Origin of the sequence: Pseudoalteromonas sp. DL-6 (assembly GCF_004328665.1) — a bacterium.
In the GTDB taxonomy this organism is placed as follows: Bacteria; Pseudomonadota; Gammaproteobacteria; order Enterobacterales; family Alteromonadaceae; genus Pseudoalteromonas.
In genome coordinates this window covers 1,025,279-1,044,454 of record NZ_CP019770.1, presented here as the reverse complement: position 1 = coordinate 1,044,454, position 19,176 = coordinate 1,025,279, and the positions used below count along the sequence as shown (strand labels likewise).

The window sequence follows — 19,176 nt, the reverse complement described above, 5'->3', positions numbered from 1 at the left end:
GAGTTTTTAGCAACAATGCAAGTAAGAAGTGATGCAAAAAGCCAGTTTAGTAGATTAAACCGTGATCCAAGAAGAAAAAGCATGTGAACAAGCTATTCTGTGCATAGTTTATTCAACAATAAAGAGGCGTTTTGCCTCTTTATTGATTACTTTTATCTGATATCGGAGATAATAAAAGTTAAATGATTAAAATTTCGGGCCACCGCCACCCATCATTCCCGGCGGTAACATCCCTTTCATGCCACGCATCATTTTTTGCATGCCACCTTTACCTTTCATCTTTTTCATCATTTTTTGCATTTGGGTAAACTGCTTAAGTAGCTTATTGATCTCTTGTACTTGCGTACCCGAGCCTGCTGCGATGCGCTTTTTACGTGAGCCTTTAATGATCTCTGGGCGTGCACGCTCTTTTTTGGTCATAGAGCTGATAATCGCTTCCATTTGAATAAAGGTTTTATCACCCATTTGGCCTTTTACCGCATCTGGGATGTTTTGCATGCCTGGCAGTTTATCAAGCATCGACATCATGCCACCCATGTTTTTCATTTGCTTTAATTGATCAGCAAAATCATCCAGGGTAAAGCCATCACCTTTAAATACTTTTTGCGCTACTTTTGCCGCTTGTTCTTTGTCTACTTTCATCTCGACTTCTTCGATTAATGAAAGTACATCACCCATGCCTAAAATACGTGAAGCAATACGGTCTGGGTGGAAAGGCTCAAGGGCATCAGTGTGCTCACCCACACCCATAAACTTAATTGGCTTACCGGTAATATGACGAATAGATAACGCAGCACCACCTCGGGCATCACCATCTGTTTTAGTAAGTATCACACCGGTCAGCGGTAAGGCTTCGTCAAATGCTTTTGCAGTATTTGCCGCATCTTGACCTGTCATTGCATCAACAACGAATAGCGTTTCGATTGGATTGATTGCATGATGTAAGGCTTTAATTTCATCCATCATGTCGCTATCAACATGCAAACGACCCGCAGTATCGACTAATACAACATCAATAAATTTCTTTTTCGCATGAGAAATTGCAGCAGTGGCAATATCCACTGGTTTTTGCGAAATATCACTTGGGAAAAATTCTACATCAACTTCTGTTGCTAAGGTTTCTAATTGCTTAATTGCCGCTGGACGATACACATCGGCACTCACCACTAGCACAGACTTTTTCTTGCGCTCTTTTAAAAACTTAGCCAGCTTACCCACACTGGTGGTTTTACCCGCACCTTGAAGACCCGCCATCATCACAACAGCTGGCGGTTGCGCGTTAAGGCTTAGCTCTTCGTTAGCTTCACCCATGGCTTTTTCAAGTTCTTCACGAACAATTTTTATAAATACTTGGCCAGGGCTTAAGCTTTTAGTAACTTCAATACCCACAGCGCGTTCTTTAACTTGTTTTACAAACTCGCGAACAACAGGCAACGCCACATCGGCTTCTAAAAATGCCATTCGCACTTCACGAAGTGTATCTTTAATGTTGTCTTCAGTTAGGCGGCCACGGCCACTAATATTTTTTAGGGTTTTACCTAATCGTTCTTGGAGGTTCTCAAACATGTAACGGTTCCGAAAAGACGTTGAAATCAACTCTATTAATAAGGTCGATGTTATTAAAATTCAATTAGAAATAGTATACCGTAAATGGTGGTATACAATACAGTGCTGAAATGCTGCTTATTGAGTTTCTTTTTACAGGGTCTATGCATTTGCTTTGCTATAAAATACAATGGCTACATAACGAACACGAATTATCTGACTTCAATTAAGTGGCCAAAGCAAAATGCTGATTATTAGTTTAACTATTATTGCCAGTTTATTTTATGTGTTAGCAACGTCTCACGTGCTTTCGCGATTGTTTCATCATCAGGGGCCGAGCCAAAAAGTTACTATAATACTTAGTACTGTCGCTATTTTGGCGCACATGCTGCTATTAGTAAATTCGGTATTTAGAGCTGATGGGCAAGATTTAAGTATTGTTAATGTGGCATTACTGACTTGCTGGATTATCGTGCTGTGTGTTACCACTGTTTCTTTAAAGTTTCCCGCAACCTTACTACTACCTGTTGTTTATGGCTTTGCTGCACTGCTAACAATTTCTAGCCTATTTATCCCTCATCATGATGTTTTATTACAAAGTATAAATGTAGAGCTGGCATTGGTTGCACATATATCAATGTCGTTATTGGCCTACTGTATTTTAATTATTGCCACTTTGTATGGCGTACAGTTTTACTTTATTGATAAACGCTTAAAGCGAAAAGATTTAGCGATAGTTCATAGTCATTTACCGCCACTTATGGTGGTAGAACGCCAACTTTACCAGTTATTAAACTTAGGTACCGTATTATTAAGTGTGGCGCTCATTACCGGATTTGTATTTCTAGATGGCATGTTTGCCAAAGAGTTTATTCACAAAACAATCTTATCTCTAGTTGCTTGGGCAATTTTTGCTACGATTGCAGTTGGCCATGTAAAACGTGGTTGGCGAGGAAAAGTAGTGGTAGTGAGTATAATGATTGCCGCATTTACACTCACACTTGCTTATTTTGGTAGCCGTTTTATACAAGAAGTGGTCCTAAATAAGTTTTAACTTGACTCTGAAAGCTCACTCTAGCTTAATACGCATTGGTTTATAAAAAAAGGATCCATCGTTGGACGACATATCGACAAGTACCCTGTTTATCATATTAGGTTTATTGGTGCTTTTTTCTGCTTACTTCTCCGGGTCAGAAACCGGAATCATGTCAATCAACCGTATTCGTTTGCGACACCTCGCTAAAGAGAACCATCGTGCTGCGAAACGCGTTAGTAAATTACTGAGTCGACCAGATAGGTTGATAGGTCTGATCCTAATTGGTAATAACCTGGTTAATATTGCTGCAGCGCAGGTAGCCACCATAATAGGTATTCGCTTATATGGCGATTTAGGTATTGCCATAGCAACGGGTGCATTAACACTAGTTGTGCTAATTTTCGCTGAAGTAACGCCAAAAACACTGGCCGCTCTCTATCCTGAGCGAGTCGCTTTTCCTAGCTCTGTGATACTTAAAGGCTTGTTAAAAATACTCTTCCCATTTGTGGTAGTTGTTAACTGGATGACCAACGGCATATTACGCTTATTTGGCATTAGTGCTGCACAAATAGATGAGCACAGCATGAGTAAAGAAGAATTAAAAACCGTGCTAAATGAATCAGGTGCACTGATCCCGGCACGCCACCAAAGTATGCTGACCTCAATTTTAGATTTAGAGCAGGTTACCGTTGAAGATATTATGATACCCCGCAATGAGATTGTGGCGATTGATATCAACGATGACTGGAAAATAATTAGTAAACAGCTAACTCATGCTCAACATACTCGCGTGCTCTTATACCGCGATAACATTGATGATGCAGTGGGCTTTATTCACTCTCGTGATGCATTACGTCTTCTTACTAAAGAGCAATTCGACAAACCTTCGCTCCTTCGAGCTGTACGCGAGATATACTTTATTCCTGAGGGAACGTCGCTTAATACTCAACTGCTGAAGTTTCAGTTGTCGAAAGAACGAATTGGCATCGTTGTTGATGAATATGGCGATATCCAAGGCTTAGTTACTCTAGAAGATATTCTTGAAGAGGTTGTGGGCGATTTCACCACTACTCAAACTCGTACACCGAGTGAAGAAGTAACCACACAAAATGATGGCTCTTATATTGTTGATGGTGGTGCTAACGTACGCGACTTAAATAAAGAAATGGGTTGGGAATTCCCATTAGATGGCCCTAAAACGCTAAGTGGCCTCATTGTTGAGTACTTAGAAGACATCCCTGATGCTAACTTAAGCATTCGTATTGCAGGTTATCCGGTTGAGGTACTTGAAGTGAAAGAAAACATGATTAAACAAGTTAAAATTCAGCCCAATAAACGTAAAAAATAACCCAATAAAAAAGGAGCCAAATGGCTCCTTTTTTAATTAATCTGGGCTTAGATTAGTTAAAAGAATAAACGCTCTAACCAACCTTTGTCTAAATCATCTTCACAGCGTCTTAGCTGCGCTCCATAACGGCTCGCACGGTGTTTTACTTTATTGGCAACGCTCATTAACCATTTTTTCTTACGATAAGTGCCTCGCTTATAACCGCCCCACCCTTCGTGATAATTTAAATACTGTGCGTAAGCATCCCATTTAGAAACACCATTAACCTTATGGGTTTTATAAACAAACCACGCCATAAAATCGATCGCATCTTCAAATTCATCTCTATCAGCACCACTATTACCTGTTTCACGAATGTAATCAGACCAAGTTGGCGTTTTAGCTTGAGAATAACCATAGGCATCACTTGCGCGGCCGGTTGGAATTATCCATAAAAAGTATTCCATAGGCGGTGCAGCATCATGACGAAAAGAACTTTCTTGATACATCATGCTCATTAATACGTGTTTGGGAGAGCCCCACTTATCTTGCGCGTCTTTAGCATCAAAATACCAGTCAGATTTCTCTTCAAAGATTTTACAAATATCTTCGGGTTGCTTAGGTGGCGCAGTGGCACACCCCGCTAAAGTAAGCATTAGAGATAAAGTAATAATATTTTTTTTCATTTTTTAAGATCTCACTGAACTTTTTAAAAAAGTGTGGGTCTGAATCTATGAATGCAGCAGTACAGCATTGTTTCATCCCTAAAGAATATTTACGCAGCTATTATGAGCTGCGTTTTTTTCGCCTACTACTTACTTGGGTCTGTTGACCTTTCAAGGTTGAATTTGCAGCAGTTTGTTTGGTATTTAGGCAAGGCAAAGCCTATGTGGTGTGGTTATTCCCCATAAATAGGCGATAACGCAGCATCAATGCCAAACAGGTGCTGCCCTTCGGGTTCTGCCTAGGAGCGATTTACTCTTTGTTGCTCGGTTTTTACTTATTCTTACATGGATGTAAGCCAGTAGAATAACGCAGGAGCAGTTATCGAGCCCACTAGGTTACAAACCTCGCGCCGCGATTAAACCGCTCCTAGTTTGAACAAATTGTAATCCGCAAAGGTCAACAGACCCTGAAATACGTATCTAAAAACGCAGTAAATGATTGATTATCGGCTTGCTCAATTGCTTTTTGAGCCTGGTAAGACTCTGCCGCTTGTTGCGCTAACCACGACTTTGAGAATTCAGTATAACTGGCTGTCTCATGGCTTTGTTTGTACTTTTGAGCAAGTGAAAGTGCGTAGTGCCCATTATCTAGCCCTGATGCTTTTAACTGCTCAACATAACGCCCTGAATAAGTTAATGACGGATTATGCACCCATGTTGCCATGCGCTTAATAGTGTTTGAGTAATAGTCAACACCGTATGCTTTATCCATCCACTTCGCAACGTCAACGAGCTGGTTAAATATTTCATCGCCCCATGACTCAAGACTGCGCGGCTCATTATTAAAATTAAGCATCAGGCCTTTTTCTCGGCCTTGGTTCACCACTGTATCAAGGTTTTCAGTGCTACGTGCTTGCTCTTGCCAATTCATAGGCGCTGAGTCTTTTAATAAGCAATAGGTTAAAAATACATCTAAAAAGTGTATTTGCTCTAAATCAATGCCAACCTCACTAAATGGGTTAACATCCAATGCACGAATTTCAATATATTCTATACCCGCTCTTAGTAATGCATCGGTGGGTGTTTCACCATTTTTAGCATTACGCTTAGGGCGGATTGGCGAATAAAACTCGTTCTCTATTTGTAGAATATTTTTATTTAGTTGCTTCGGCTCGGCACTCGTATAGTCGTCAATACTGCCATAAATATCTGAAGGCGTATTTATGGCCTTTTTCAACCCTGCAACATACTCATCTAATGAGTTATACATTACACGTAGTGATGACTGAGCACTGTTGGTATAGCCTAGATTACCTAATCGTAGCGCAGTGCCCACTTCTAAGTATAAAGTACCTTTGCCTAGCTTTTTAAACGGTAAGTCGCTTTTACGCCCTTGCAAGAATGAGCTACACAATGCAGGTGACGCGCCAAACATATAGCTAATTAACCACAACTCGCGTTTAAAATTGCGAATTAATGCTAAGTACCCATCAGATATAAAATCTTCAAGTTTTGCGTTGCTTTGCTTTAATGAGTGTAGTGACTGCCATAACGTTTCAGGAAAAGAAATATTAAAGTGCACGCCGGCAATCGCTTGCATCATACTGCCGTAACGGTTCTTTAAACCTTCGCGGTATAAGGTTTTCATTTTACCAACGTTAGAATCGCCAAATTGAGCTAAGACAATATCGTCTTGATGATTTATAAAACACGGCATACTAATTGGCCACAGCAGTTCATCGTCCATATGTTCTAGGGTGAACTTTTGTAGATCTTTCAGTTGTTGTAACGTTTGCGTTGATGACTCGCTAACAGGTGTAATAAACTCAAGTAAGGACTCAGAAAAGTCAGTCGTGATATGTCCGTTGGTAAGCGCACAGCCTACGCCTTCGGGGTGAGCTTGCTTAGAAATAGAACCATCGGGTTTAATTCTTAGTGATTCTCTCTCAATACCGCGCATAATACCTTTAATAGCATGCTGATTATCTGCATTAGATAACGCGTTGAGCGTGTTCTTTAAATTATAAGTTGCCAAAAAAAAGTTTCCTCGAGCCAAGTGGCTTAATCATAAGGTTATGGGGTCTAATTACCTTTACTCAAGATTAAATGAAGAAAAAACTACATGAATTTATTAGATATAGTTTTTTATGAATTTTAAACACGCTTTGTTTCACGCTATAAAAGATAATCTTGCCATTGCCACCAGCAATATACAATTTCTTTTACATATTATTTGCCACAATCCTCTACTGCCCCCAACGCATGATTTCCCCAATACGAAAGAGTGAATCCCTTGCTAAAAGTTTGTCATAATTAAAAAATTCAATTACCCTTAAAATTGATAAAGATCATAAAAATATCAAAAAAAATGCCTTACTACTGCTATTTAAAACTTATCACTAACGTACGTTAGTTTTAGTAATTACAATAGCCATCCTAATAAAGAATGATAAAGAGTTACTATGCGTCGTAATCAAAGCTTAATAGATGAAGAGGTCACCTTTGAAGATCACCAAGAGTTGGTTTCAACGACCGATCTTCGGGGGGTTATTACCTATGCCAATCATGAATTTTGCAGTATTGCTGGCTATGAAATGGATGAACTCATCAATAAAAACCACAATATAGTTCGCCACCCTGATATGCCTAAAGCGGCATTTAAAGAAATGTGGGACACCTTAAAGCAAGGCCATTCGTGGCGAGGTGCTGTAAAGAATTTATGTAAAGACGGCCGTTACTATTGGGTCGATGCATTTGTAACACCTATTTTCGAACATGGCCAATTGATTGGTTATCAGTCTGTGCGTGTAAAACTCTCGCAACGCGCAAAACGTAGAGCGCAGAAACTGTATGCCAAAATTAACGCTAATAAGTCACTATTTAGCTGGCGTGAGCGCACCTCACTCAGACAGGGCTTGAGCGTAGCCGGTGTTTTAGTCTGGTTAGCCAGTGTCGCTATTTGGGGTTCTATGGCGATTGCAGCAGTTAACCTGATAGTGTGTATAATCATTTTAGCATTAAATTATGATGAGCTAATAGCGACACCTGGTACCCTAAAACAGCAAAAAATCGAGGCGGATTCAGTATCTCGTTATGTATTTAGTGGCTCACAGCCTCACAGTATTAGTGATTACCGAGAGCAAATGCTTTGCGCCAAGTTAAAAACGGTACTAGGGCGTGTTAAAGACTCAACCTTGAGTTTTAATACTATTGCCCAAGGCTTAGATCAGCAATCGACGCTAACCGAGCAAGGAATTTCTTCTCAGGGAACTCAGCTTGAGCAAATAGCCACTGCGATGTCGCAAATGAGCACCACGATTGGTGAAATTTCTAATAATACCAATAATACCGCAGATAAAGTAGGGATCACCTATCAAAGCTGCTCTGATATAAAAAATCATATTGCCGATAACAGCAAGATGGTATCTGATTTAGCAGTACAAGTTGAGCAAGCGGCAACCACAGCCACAGGACTTGCCTCTGAGGCCGATAAAATTGGTCAGGTAATGAGTGAAATAGAAGGCATTGCAGAACAAACCAATTTGTTAGCACTTAACGCAGCAATTGAAGCTGCCCGAGCTGGTGAGCATGGTCGAGGTTTTGCGGTGGTCGCTGATGAAGTACGCGCACTGTCTTCACGTACTCAAAACGCCACAGCTCAAATTCACAGCTCAATTAAAGAGATTCAAGATACTTTGTTTAGCTGGTCTAAAATCATGCAGAGCACAAAACAACAAGCCGATGACTGTGTTAACACCACAGGGCAAACACAACAAGAGCTGGATAGTATCTTTACTCAAATTAGTGAAATTTCACAACTTGCTACCGATATTTCAGCCGCCGCAGAGCAACAACAGGTGGTAAGTAGAGATATTGGCAGCAATGTTGAAAAAATTAAAGGTTTGGGGGATGACAATTTACAACTCAGTTATAGCGTAGCGCATGGTGCTGCTGAATTGGTGGAAGGCTCACGAAAAGTAAATGATTTACTGCTTACCTTTAAAGTTTAACAATAAGATTTAAAATCAAACAAGCCGCTGTTAACAGCGGCTTGTTTATTTGTGTAATTAACGACTAGTAAATACTAAGCCTTCTGCATTCGCATCAATAACAATGATAGAACCGGGTTGAAAATCATTATTAAGCAGCTTCTGTGCTAATGGGTTTTCAATGGTCTGTTGTATAGCACGCTTAAGTGGGCGAGCGCCATAAACAGGATCAAAGCCACTGGCTGCAATTCGCTCAAGCGCAGCATCAGTCAATTCCAGTAAATAACCCATCTCTGTTAATCGTTCACGCAGCTTACTTAACTGAATATCAGCAATTTCTTTAATATGACTATGTGCCAACGGATGGAACACTACTGTTTCATCAATACGGTTAATAAATTCAGGCCTAAACTCGTTATGCAGCACACCCATCACTTTATTTTTCAGCTCATCGTAGTCATTATTGCCCGCTTGCTCTTGGATAATATCTGAGCCAAGGTTTGAGGTCATAATAATTACGCTGTTTTTAAAGTCGACAGTACGGCCTTGTCCATCTGTTAAGCGTCCATCATCAAGAACTTGTAATAAAATATTAAACACATCTGGGTGCGCCTTTTCTATTTCATCCAACAAAATAACCGAGTACGGCTTCCGACGAACAGCTTCCGTTAAGTAGCCACCTTCTTCGTAACCTACATAACCGGGAGGCGCACCGACTAAACGCGCAACTGAGTGTTTTTCCATAAACTCAGACATATCAATGCGTACCATGGCACTTTCGGTGTCAAACATATAGCCAGCCAACGCTTTTGTTAACTCTGTTTTACCCACCCCTGTTGGCCCTAAGAATAAAAATGAGCCAATAGGACGATTCGGATCAGCAAGTCCTGCACGCGAACGACGGATGGCATTGGCCACAGCAACCACCGCTTCATCTTGCCCTATCACTTTATTGTGCAATTGCTCTTCCATTTGCAATAGTTTTTCACGTTCACCTTGAAGCATGCGTGCCACCGGAATGCCGGTCCAACGTGATAGAATTTCGGCAATTTCGTCTTCGCCCACTTGGTTTTTAAGTAAGCTCATTTCTTGCATTTCGGCTTGCGATGCTAAATCAAGCTTACGCTCAAGCTCGGGAATACGGCCATATTGCAGCTCTGACATACGCTGTAAATCGCTTGCTCTGCGTGCCACTTCTAAATCAAGTCGTGCCTGTTCAAGCTCTGCTTTAATGACTTGCGTACCTTGCAAAGAGGCTTTTTCAGCATTCCATACTTCATCAAGCTCACGGTATTGCACTTCAAGCTCAGTGATCAGCTCAACCATTTCAGCACGGCGCTTTTGACTGGCCTCGTCTTTTTCTTTAGCCAAGGCGTTATCTTCAATTTTTAACTGAATGATACGACGCTCTAGCTTATCTAAGGCTTCAGGTTTTGAATCAATTTGCAGCCGAATAGATGAGCCCGCTTCATCAATTAAATCAATTGCTTTATCAGGCAATTGGCGATCACTAATATAGCGATGTGATAACTGTGCTGCAGCAACAATTGCCGGATCGGTGATCTCCACTGAATGGTGCAATTCGTAGCGCTCTTTTAGGCCACGTAATATAGCAATAGTGTCTTCAACCGATGGCTCTTCAATTAATACTTTTTGAAAACGACGCTCAAGCGCAGCATCTTTTTCAATGTATTTACGGTATTCATCCAGCGTTGTAGCCCCTACACAATGGAGTTCACCGCGTGCTAGTGCAGGCTTTAACATATTACCCGCATCCATGGCGCCATCACTTTTGCCAGCACCAACAATGGTATGAATTTCATCAATAAACAAAATTACTTGGCCTTCTTCTTTGGCCAACTCATTGAGTACTGATTTTAAACGCTCTTCAAACTCACCGCGGTATTTGGCGCCCGCAACTAATGCACCCAAATCAAGTGAGAGTACGCGTTTATTTTTTAAGCCCTCTGGAACTTCACCATTAATAATACGTTGTGCAAGCCCTTCGGCAATTGCGGTTTTACCCACCCCAGGCTCACCAATTAACACAGGGTTATTTTTGGTGCGACGTTGTAATACTTGGATGGTGCGACGAATTTCATCATCACGGCCAATTACAGGGTCAAGCTTACCTTGCTCTGCCCGCTCAGTTAGATCAATAGTATACTTTTCAAGTGCTTGACGAGTTTCTTCAGCATTAGGGTCATCAACTTTTTGACCACCGCGAATTGCCTCTATAGCAGTTTCAACTTTGTTAGCGGTGATATTAAGTGCTTTAAATACACTGCCAAGCGGTCCTTTATCCTCGCATGCAACTAATACAAACAGTTCGCTTGAGATATATTTATCTTTGCGTTTTTGGGCGTACTTATCACATAAATTAATAAGTGAAACCATGTTGTTTGACAATTGTACATCGCCACCAACACCCTCCACTTTAAATAATTTTTCTATCTCTTGAGAGAGTTTGGTATTGAGCTCGTCAACGCTAATGCCCATTTGTGCAAACAAAGCACGCACACTTGAGCCGCTTTGCTTTAATAAAGCATACATAAGGTGAACGGGTTCAATAAATTGATGATCGCGACCTAGCGCTAATGATTGCGCATCTGAAAGCGCAGACTGAAATTTACTTGTAAATCTATCTAAACGCATGAGGGTTTACCTATAAAAAAACGAATTACTTAATAAATGGGTATGTTAGCGGGTTTGTTCAAGGTATTGAGGGAAAAATAATCACTTAATGGTTATTTACTTGCGCCAGATCAAACTTACCATACGACCGGTTTGGCCATCTCGTCGATAAGAAAAAAACTGATTATCTTGAGAAAAAGTACAGTATTCACCACCACTAATATTCACAACACCCCGTTGGTTTAGCAAAATACGCGCTATATGATAAATATCAGCTAAATATTTATCGTTATTTTGAGGTTTAAACGCGTCGTGCAAAGCAGGATTATTGGCTGTAAATATTGCAACAACCTCTTGGCCGACTTCAAATCGATTAGCCCCTATTGCAGGACCTAACCAAGCATGTAAGTTCGTTGGTGCATGTTTAAAATAGCTAACTGTATTACTAATGATTCCTTGCGCTAACCCTCGCCAACCGGCGTGAATGGCAGCCACTTCTTGGCCATCGCTTGAGGTAAGTAAAATAGGTAAACAGTCAGCGGTCATTATAGCTAAAGGTTGATTGCTTAACTGCGTATAAAGCGCATCCCCCGTCAGAGTTTGTTTAGCGTCAAACCCTTCATCCACTCTAATTACGTCGGCGCTATGAACCTGATTTAACCAAACAGCCGGGTTAGGTAAGTGGGTATTTACATGCGCTCGATTGGTTAATACATCTTGGCGGTTATCACCTACATGCAATCCTAAATTCAAGCTATCAAATGGTGGCTTTGATACGCCTCCATCTCGTGTAGTACTCAATGTGCCTACACCCTGAATAGATTGCCATGTAGCTGATAAGCCAGACATAATTAACTAGCTATGTCTGGATTTGCTTTTGTATCTTCGCGCAATGCTTGAGTCATCTGAACCATATCATCAGGGATAGGTGCTTGCCAGGTCATCATTTCACCGGTAATTGGATGAGCAATGCTTAATTTAACGGCATGCAGCGCTTGACGCTTAAAGCTACGCAGTAACTCAAACAGCTCAGGCGTTGCCCCTTTTGGTGGACGAGGACGGCCGCCATAAGATTGATCGCCAATTAAGGGATGATTTAAGTACGCCATATGCACGCGAATTTGGTGCGTACGTCCGGTTTCAAGGCGTAAACGCAAACGAGTATGAGCACGGAACTTTTCTGCTACACGGTAATGCGTAATCGCAGGTTTACCCATTTCATGAACAGCCATGTGCGTACGCTGAGTTGGATGACGGCCAATCGCTTTTTCAACCATACCACCGGCAGTCATAGTACCATTACATAACGCTTCATATTCACGTGTGAAATTTTCGCGCTTTTGTAAGGCTTTAACCAAATGAGTTTGAGCTTGAATGGTTTTAGCTACAACCATTAAGCCGGTTGTGTCTTTATCAAGACGATGCACTATACCCGCTCGTGGTACGTTAATAATTTCTGGGAAGTGATGAAGTAATGCATTTAACACAGTACCGTCAGGGTTACCTGCACCAGGATGAACTACTAATCCCATTGGTTTATTGATCACTAAAATATCATCGTCTTCATAAACGATGTTTAATTTGATATCTTGTGCTTCGTATTCACGAGGTGCTTCTATTGTTGTTTCAACAGCTACAACTTCACCACCGAGTAATTTTTCACGCGGGGTGTTGAAAATTTCGCCGTCAACGGTGATTTTATCATCTAAAATCCACGTTTTTATCCGTGATCGTGAATAATCAGGGAACAATTGTGCTAATACTTGGTCTAGACGTTTACCACCTAAGTCTGTTGGGACCTCGGCTTGGAGAGATATTTGCTCTGACATTAGTAACTTTACCCAATTTACCAGTGCAAGCTTTGCTTGACTGGGTTAGAATCGCTTTTAATAAAAGCATAACATAATACGCATAGTTTACTCGGTTTTACCCACTTGGCCTAGCCGAAGACATCGAAGGTAACAAATAAAATGATAAATAAAATAGGGAAACGTGCATTCGCCATTGTTTTTTCAGTTTCAGTGCTTAGTTTAGGGGCTTGTTCGTCTGCGCCTGACCAAGAAGACATTCAACGAGTACCAAACAGATCAGCACAAGCTCTATACGAAGATGCAAAACAAACGCTTGATTCTGGTTTATACGCACGTGCAATTGAACTGTTAGCGGCAATTGATTCTCGCTACCCGTTTGGCCCGTTTTCAAAGCAAGTACAGATGGATTTAGTGTACGCACATTACCAATCAGGTAATACAGAGCAGGCACTTGCTACCATTGACCGTTTTATTCGCTTAAACCCAAATCACAAAGATTTAGATTACATGTACTACATGCGTGGCTTGGTTAATATTAAAGCGGATAAAAATGCTTTCCAAGAGTACTTTGGTGTAGATAGAGCAGACAGAGACGCTAAACGTACCCGTGTAGCCTATACCGACCTATCAACCTTAGTTAAACGTTTTCCACAAAGTGATTATGCGCCAGAAGCAAAACGTCGTTTAGTTTGGCTATTAAATCGCATGGCACGTTATGAGCTAAAAGTTGCGACTTACTATTATGAACGTGAAGCTTATTTAGCAGCCGCGAATCGCGGTAAGTTTGTGGTAGAGCATTACTCGCAAAGTAGCTACTTGGATGCGGCATTAGCCATGATGGAAAAAAGCTACGATAAGCTTGGATTAACTGAATTAAGTGAGAATGCAGCGCAAACGCGTAAATTCAATAGCAGAAATAAATGATACGAAAAAGGCGCTACTTTCAAATAAAAGTAGCGCCTTTTTTTACTCAAGACTACGATTATATCGCGTCTTCATCCTCTTCTGCGGTACGAATACGCACAACACGCTCTACCTCAGTAACAAATATTTTACCATCACCAATTTTGCCTGTTTGTGCGGTTTTAACAATCACATCAATAGCGCGTTCCACATCTTCATCACCAAGCACAATATCTAGCTTTACCTTAGGTAAAAAATCAACCATGTACTCTGCGCCACGGTATAGCTCGGTGTGGCCTTTTTGACGTCCAAACCCTTTTACTTCACTTACTGTCATACCCGTAATGCCAACATCAGATAGTGCTTCGCGCACATCATCGAGCTTAAACGGTTTAATGATTGCTTCTATTTTTTTCATATTAGTTACTTTTGAAAGCCTCAGTTGCCTCGATTTTAGACAATCATGAGGTTCATAGCAAACAAAGTGATTGAATAGCACAGGTGAAAAATAATCATGGTATGATTATCCTCATAAATAATGCTTAGCTTAAAACAACTAATTATTGAGATTCATATGAAAACTAAACACCGTGGATTTACCTTATTAGAATTAATGGTCACCGTGGCCATTGTTGGCATTATTGCCACTATTGCTTTGTGGAACAGTGGCGATATGCTGGAAGAAAACCGTGGGGAAAACTTTTTATTGGAACTAAAGCGCAATATTAGTTATGCACGTTCACAAGCAGCCAGTACTGACGAAATAGTCATTGTATGTGCAGCCTCAAAAACAAAAGTAAAAAACAATGACGATACTCTTACATGCACGGATGGATGGGATGTTGATAAAATAGTAATCACCTTCATCGATGCAAATAATGATGGTCAATATGATAAGGCAACAGATAGCCTTATTAGAGTAATGGAAGAAATTAGTCCCAATGATCGTATTTCATTTGCAGATAACAGTATACGATTTAATTCCAGCGGACGTATTACCACAACACCAGGCAATTTTATTTTTTGCCCTAATAATGGCACTGAAAATAATAAGGCTTTAACGCTAGCACTATCAGGAACCGCCTTTTATGTTGGCGACACCAAAAGCAGTTGTTAATCGCTATTTTGTAATTTGCTAATTATTGTCTAAACTTTAATCATGGACGGATAAATCAAGGCTTCAGGGATGAGGTTAAATACAGGTTATCACCCACATAGTGGCTTCACACTAATTGAGCTCATGGTAGCAATTGTGGTTTTTGTGATCGTAGCGCAAATTTCACTCTGGTTTTTTGCCGACTTTTTAGCGAAAAACCGAGCTGACAATCAAATCTCTTTACTACACCGAAATATTAATTTTGCACGCCTTTACGCTATAGAACATGACAGCTACGTAACGCTGTGCGCTTTAAAAGATAAACAGTGTTCAGAGGGTGAGTGGCACACGGGTGTGTCTCTTTTTATTGATAATGACAGGTCAACATCACTTGATGATGATGAACTGTTAATTAGTACTTTTGAGTATACTCATAATGCCGATACGTTAGAGTATCCTCGTACCGCCATTACTTTTAGGCCTGATGGCTCGTTAAATGGATTTCAGAACGGCACTTTCGTGTATTGCCCAAATAGTGATAAAGCAAGCCTTGAGGGGCTTGCTTTGTCTATTAGTCAAACAGGTCGAATAAGAATAAAATCTACCAACAAATGCCAACAATAAGCGCTGTGTTTATCGACCCCAGCAATAGTTAATGTCGGTATCGCCTTTACTACCTGTTGCTCCTTTTAAACCTACATCATTAATGGTTAATGACGTACAATCAGCATCACCTTTTACAGCGCCTGCAATCGGCTTGGCGGTGACAGTAAATGCATTATTATCAACCACTTTAATTGTTAGTTCAAAACTACCATTTTCAGTTTTACTATTTATCCCTAAGTCATCAAACGAGGCTGTATAAGCACGGTTATCAACAAAATACTGTTCTTGCTTGTTTGCCGCATCTAAAAGCGCTGATGCGGCCTCTGCACGTGATGCCCTTTTTACATACTCACTGTAATTAGGCACTGCAATTGCGGCGATAATGCCAACAATGGCCACGGCTATCATTAATTCAATTAAGGTAAATCCTTGTTGTTTTTTACTCATTAATAATCCCTAATTACCCTCGTCATTTTCTTCACGTTTATAAATATAAGTCTGCTGTGTTCTAAAGCCAAAACCAACGGAGTCATCGTTTACCAACTGGATTTTTTTATCTACAACTTTTAAGCCTGGTCCCGTTATTTCTAGCGGCTTTAACGGGTTCGCTGTTTCACTGCCATTAATACCTGGACCAATCAGGTAAAACTGACTTTTTACATTTTCATTGGTATTGTCATCACACTTACCGTCGCTATTTCCATCAGCACAGCTATCACCAAAATAAAGCTGAGGCGTATCTGGCATCTCGTAACTTGTTTTAAATTTTAAGTTGTCATACACCTTAGTGCCATAATGTAAGTGAAACGCATAGAGCGAGCCGCCACCTGCACCTAATGAACATTGGTTACTCGAAGCCCCAGTAGAGCCAGGTGTAAACGAAGTGAAATAAGCCACACCGCCAACAACAGTTGCCGCTGCGAGTGATTTTTCACCGCTATTTAATTTATAACGCCATCCTTTAAAGTCATTAGATAGCTGGGCTTCTAATGCATTAAAGTCGCCCACATTATTCAGCGCTTTGCCAAATAAGTCTTCGTTCATTGACATTAAATCATTCGGCACAATTGCAGCGGGTGCATTATTTTTGAATGATTTAGTGATGGTATTCTCATCCCTAACCATAAATAGCTGATCAGCACTGCTACTGTTTAAAGGGTTTGAGCGATTACCACTACCAATAAGTACCGCATCATAGGGTGTATCTAAGCGTGAAGTTACCCCTTTACTAATAGTCACTTTACTAAACACGGTTCTTGCCACTACCGGCTTATAAAAGAAACGTCTGTCGGTATCAGCACCTAACTCAGCGAGTTTGTAATGACTAAATGCATTAGTGCTGGTTCCAGGCATATCTATACGCCACACCCCGCCACCAGTATCGGCAGCATAAATTCTGTCAATATAACCATCATAATCTGAATCGAGTAAACTAACGTCAGCAGCAATACTGTGCTTGCCTTTAAAAGCATTATCACTTCTAAGTGACCATACTTTCTCACCGGTTTTAGCTTTTACAATATAAACATCTCGACCCATTGTATCGGCATCTCGAGTGTTGTCTTTACTGGTATCGTAGCCTGCGCCAAATACCAGTAAAGGCTCATCACCCCATGCTTTAATGTAAGCTATTTGTGGTTTAGACCATGTTTGCCCTAATTCCTCAAAACCTTTATCGCCACCTTTAATTGGACTCTTCCACAGTTTTTTAGGGTTATCTGGATTAGAAATATCAAAAGCATAATAATTACGACCACCACGGCGCATACCGGCTATAGCCCACACTTCATCTCCGCTGCTGGCATTGATAGTGCCATCATTTAGGCCTTCACTATTTAAACTTTTATTGTTGAAATAAACACTAATAGGTCCGTCCATCCCATATTCTTTGCCTTTTTCCTTTGAACGCAAAGGGTTAAGAATTGAGTACAGGGCTGAGGGGATAAATGCCCAACTTTCTTCTACCTTATTATTTTTGCTATCGTCTTTGAACATATGCAAAAACCCTGCATTTGTCCCTATTAGAATGCGTACATCATTATTACCATAATCGATAGCCAACGGTTTAGAATGTAACGGATCGCCAAATATGTCGTTGCGTTTGTCCTGTGAAGAGCCATCGCCATCTTCATCGTCAACATCAATACCACGAGCCCAATTTATTGTGCTTTCAAGCTGAACATCACTAACAAGCAAATCATCTACTGATGGCTTATTCTTTTGCTTATTAACAATGTTGAAGACTTCACTTATCGTATCGTAATCAAAATTAATTAGCTGTCCTGATGGGCCATCAGAAAATAATTTTCGCTCTTTGCTGCTGCTAGCAAGCGCGGCATTCACGCCCCCTTGTTTTACAGCATTACCATCTGCTGCACTATCAGCATCTGGCCAAAAGGTATGCGCGTTTTTATCGATTAGACCGTTGCTATCAAGTGCTTTTACGCCTTTGGTATCGACTATTTTATTACCTGATACTTCTAGCTTTTTCAAGTTACCTTGCCAACGAGTACCAATTTCGGGATAAAACATTGTGAAGTAAATTGCGTTTTTACTGCGTGTTTGGTCAACGTTATTACTGGCAAACGACGGTGAAGTAAATGAGCTGTTTTCTTCTCGTATTTGTGAAATTGTTTGATTTAACGCCTTAGAAAGTTCATCGGCTGTATCAGCATGAAGGTACTTACCTCCACCCACTCTGGCTGTCATATCGAGGAGATCTTTACCACCTTGACTCATGCCCGTACCAAAACCAATGGTATATACTCTCGCGGTATCAACTATGTCTGGCGTTTCAGAGAACAAATCAACTTGCGTTTGTTTGGTACCGTGTAAAATTTTTGCTAGGGCAACTAAGTAACTATTTTTGTACTCACCTGACTCAAAAGGAATAGCATCAATAAAAATTGAGTTATGTAGCTTTTTTATATTACTGTTTCTGTCGCTATCGTTACTTGGGTCGCCGTCAGTCATTAAGATCACATTAATCGAGTTATCACAACGCAGCAATTCTTTGTTGCCTTTATCATCTTTTCGAAATGGTGATTTGTAGTACTTGTTGTTATCTACAGCTTTGTCACGGTCCTGAATACCGTCTGCGAAGTCTATTTGTTGGCCTGTCATGTAGAGATAGGCTTCCCATAATGTTTCCGTAATTGGTGTCGCGCCATCAGCGGGCAAATCATCAACTGCTTTTAATATTTTTGTATTGTTACTGTGAATACGCGACAACACATAGCCGCCATCACTGCCTGCAAATCGCATCAAACCAAAATCAACATCCTTGTTACTGTTAACTAAATTCTTCACTGCATTTTGGGCAACATTTAAGCGATTATCATCACACAATATCCATCGTCTTTTTCTGTTGTCATAACCACAATTATTACCAGTCAAAGTAGAAAAAGCCATACTGCCGGAAGTATCAAACACAAACAAAACACGTGCATTTTCATCTGTTTGAACATTATGGTTAACGTATAACTCTATATCTTCGGCTACTGCAGGTGCGCTCGCAGCTAAGCCAAGTAACACAGGTAACATATTCTTTAATTTAAATTTCAT

The 19,176-nt window shown here is 40.5% G+C and carries 15 protein-coding genes; 6 read left to right on the top strand and 9 right to left on the bottom strand.

Going from position 1 to position 19,176, the window contains the following annotated elements; genetic code table 11:
- Window positions 1-186: 186 nt before the first annotated feature.
- Window positions 187-1,566 carry a signal recognition particle protein gene (gene ffh, locus B1F84_RS04850; protein ID WP_131690742.1) on the bottom strand — a complete coding sequence of 460 codons (1,380 nt, stop codon included), beginning with the start codon at window positions 1,564-1,566 and terminating at the stop codon, window positions 187-189.
- Window positions 1,567-1,789: 223 nt separating this feature from the next.
- Here ffh and ccsA point away from each other — a divergent pair, with 223 nt between their 5' ends.
- Entirely contained in the window at window positions 1,790-2,599 is an 810-nt protein-coding gene (ccsA, locus tag B1F84_RS04845) for a cytochrome c biogenesis protein CcsA (protein ID WP_131690741.1), read from the top strand.
- Window positions 2,600-2,660: 61 nt separating this feature from the next.
- Window positions 2,661-3,929, top strand: a complete 1,269-nt coding sequence (locus tag B1F84_RS04840; protein WP_013464491.1) for a CNNM domain-containing protein — start codon at window positions 2,661-2,663, stop codon at window positions 3,927-3,929.
- Between the two features lie 56 nt (window positions 3,930-3,985).
- Here the strand turns inward: B1F84_RS04840 and B1F84_RS04835 are convergent, their stop codons facing one another.
- The gene (locus B1F84_RS04835) at window positions 3,986-4,594 is read right to left on the bottom strand and encodes a hypothetical protein (RefSeq protein WP_131690740.1); all 609 of its coding nucleotides are present in this window, start codon (window positions 4,592-4,594) and stop codon (window positions 3,986-3,988) included.
- A gap of 436 nt (window positions 4,595-5,030) precedes the next feature.
- Entirely contained in the window at window positions 5,031-6,608 is a 1,578-nt protein-coding gene (gshA, locus tag B1F84_RS04830) for a glutamate--cysteine ligase (protein ID WP_131690739.1), read from the bottom strand.
- A 427-nt stretch (window positions 6,609-7,035) separates the two neighbouring features.
- Between gshA and B1F84_RS04825 the strand changes: the two genes are divergently transcribed.
- A complete protein-coding gene (locus B1F84_RS04825) occupies window positions 7,036-8,583 on the top strand; it encodes a PAS domain-containing methyl-accepting chemotaxis protein (protein ID WP_131690738.1) in 1,548 nt (515 codons plus the stop codon).
- Window positions 8,584-8,640: 57 nt separating this feature from the next.
- Here B1F84_RS04825 and clpB read toward each other — a convergent pair whose 3' ends face one another.
- The 3 genes from clpB to rluD form a co-directional block, all read right to left on the bottom strand.
- Window positions 8,641-11,217 carry an ATP-dependent chaperone ClpB gene (gene clpB, locus B1F84_RS04820; RefSeq protein WP_008114452.1) on the bottom strand — a complete coding sequence of 859 codons (2,577 nt, stop codon included), beginning with the start codon at window positions 11,215-11,217 and terminating at the stop codon, window positions 8,641-8,643.
- 96 nt (window positions 11,218-11,313) lie between these two features.
- On the bottom strand, window positions 11,314-12,045 hold the full coding sequence (gene pgeF, locus B1F84_RS04815; protein ID WP_131690737.1) for a peptidoglycan editing factor PgeF: 732 nt from the start codon (window positions 12,043-12,045) through the stop codon (window positions 11,314-11,316).
- Window positions 12,046-12,047: 2 nt separating this feature from the next.
- On the bottom strand, window positions 12,048-13,025 hold the full coding sequence (gene rluD / locus B1F84_RS04810) for a 23S rRNA pseudouridine(1911/1915/1917) synthase RluD (RefSeq protein WP_008114448.1): 978 nt from the start codon (window positions 13,023-13,025) through the stop codon (window positions 12,048-12,050).
- Window positions 13,026-13,166: 141 nt separating this feature from the next.
- Between rluD and B1F84_RS04805 the strand changes: the two genes are divergently transcribed.
- On the top strand, window positions 13,167-13,931 hold the full coding sequence (locus tag B1F84_RS04805) for an outer membrane protein assembly factor BamD (protein WP_008114446.1): 765 nt from the start codon (window positions 13,167-13,169) through the stop codon (window positions 13,929-13,931).
- Between the two features lie 58 nt (window positions 13,932-13,989).
- Here B1F84_RS04805 and B1F84_RS04800 read toward each other — a convergent pair whose 3' ends face one another.
- Window positions 13,990-14,328 (bottom strand): P-II family nitrogen regulator, encoded by a 339-nt coding sequence (locus tag B1F84_RS04800; protein WP_008114445.1) that lies wholly within the window; start codon window positions 14,326-14,328, stop codon window positions 13,990-13,992.
- A 156-nt stretch (window positions 14,329-14,484) separates the two neighbouring features.
- Here B1F84_RS04800 and B1F84_RS04795 point away from each other — a divergent pair, with 156 nt between their 5' ends.
- Both B1F84_RS04795 and B1F84_RS04790 read left to right on the top strand, forming a co-directional pair.
- Window positions 14,485-15,027 carry a GspH/FimT family pseudopilin gene (locus B1F84_RS04795; RefSeq protein ID WP_131690736.1) on the top strand — a complete coding sequence of 181 codons (543 nt, stop codon included), beginning with the start codon at window positions 14,485-14,487 and terminating at the stop codon, window positions 15,025-15,027.
- A 69-nt stretch (window positions 15,028-15,096) separates the two neighbouring features.
- On the top strand, window positions 15,097-15,630 hold the full coding sequence (locus B1F84_RS04790) for a GspH/FimT family protein (RefSeq protein WP_076918952.1): 534 nt from the start codon (window positions 15,097-15,099) through the stop codon (window positions 15,628-15,630).
- A gap of 9 nt (window positions 15,631-15,639) precedes the next feature.
- Here the strand turns inward: B1F84_RS04790 and B1F84_RS04785 are convergent, their stop codons facing one another.
- On the bottom strand, window positions 15,640-16,059 hold the full coding sequence (locus B1F84_RS04785; protein ID WP_131690735.1) for a type IV pilin protein: 420 nt from the start codon (window positions 16,057-16,059) through the stop codon (window positions 15,640-15,642).
- Window positions 16,060-16,068: 9 nt separating this feature from the next.
- On the bottom strand, window positions 16,069-19,176 hold the full coding sequence (locus tag B1F84_RS04780; protein WP_131690734.1) for a PilC/PilY family type IV pilus protein: 3,108 nt from the start codon (window positions 19,174-19,176) through the stop codon (window positions 16,069-16,071).

Excerpts from the sequence above, each read along its gene's own strand:
- ffh (WP_131690742.1), bottom strand. The coding sequence starts at position 1,566 with ATGTTTGAGAACCTCCAAGAACGATTAGGTAAAACCCTAAAAAATATT.
- ccsA (WP_131690741.1), top strand. The coding sequence starts at position 1,790 with ATGCTGATTATTAGTTTAACTATTATTGCCAGTTTATTTTATGTGTTA.
- B1F84_RS04835 (WP_131690740.1), bottom strand. The coding sequence starts at position 4,594 with ATGAAAAAAAATATTATTACTTTATCTCTAATGCTTACTTTAGCGGGG.
- B1F84_RS04825 (WP_131690738.1), top strand. The coding sequence starts at position 7,036 with ATGCGTCGTAATCAAAGCTTAATAGATGAAGAGGTCACCTTTGAAGAT.
- clpB (WP_008114452.1), bottom strand. The coding sequence starts at position 11,217 with ATGCGTTTAGATAGATTTACAAGTAAATTTCAGTCTGCGCTTTCAGAT.
- pgeF (WP_131690737.1), bottom strand. The coding sequence starts at position 12,045 with ATGTCTGGCTTATCAGCTACATGGCAATCTATTCAGGGTGTAGGCACA.
- rluD (WP_008114448.1), bottom strand. The coding sequence starts at position 13,025 with ATGTCAGAGCAAATATCTCTCCAAGCCGAGGTCCCAACAGACTTAGGT.
- B1F84_RS04805 (WP_008114446.1), top strand. The coding sequence starts at position 13,167 with ATGATAAATAAAATAGGGAAACGTGCATTCGCCATTGTTTTTTCAGTT.
- B1F84_RS04800 (WP_008114445.1), bottom strand. The coding sequence starts at position 14,328 with ATGAAAAAAATAGAAGCAATCATTAAACCGTTTAAGCTCGATGATGTG.
- B1F84_RS04795 (WP_131690736.1), top strand. The coding sequence starts at position 14,485 with ATGAAAACTAAACACCGTGGATTTACCTTATTAGAATTAATGGTCACC.
- B1F84_RS04790 (WP_076918952.1), top strand. The coding sequence starts at position 15,097 with ATGAGGTTAAATACAGGTTATCACCCACATAGTGGCTTCACACTAATT.
- B1F84_RS04785 (WP_131690735.1), bottom strand. The coding sequence starts at position 16,059 with ATGAGTAAAAAACAACAAGGATTTACCTTAATTGAATTAATGATAGCC.
- B1F84_RS04780 (WP_131690734.1), bottom strand. The coding sequence starts at position 19,176 with ATGAAATTTAAATTAAAGAATATGTTACCTGTGTTACTTGGCTTAGCT.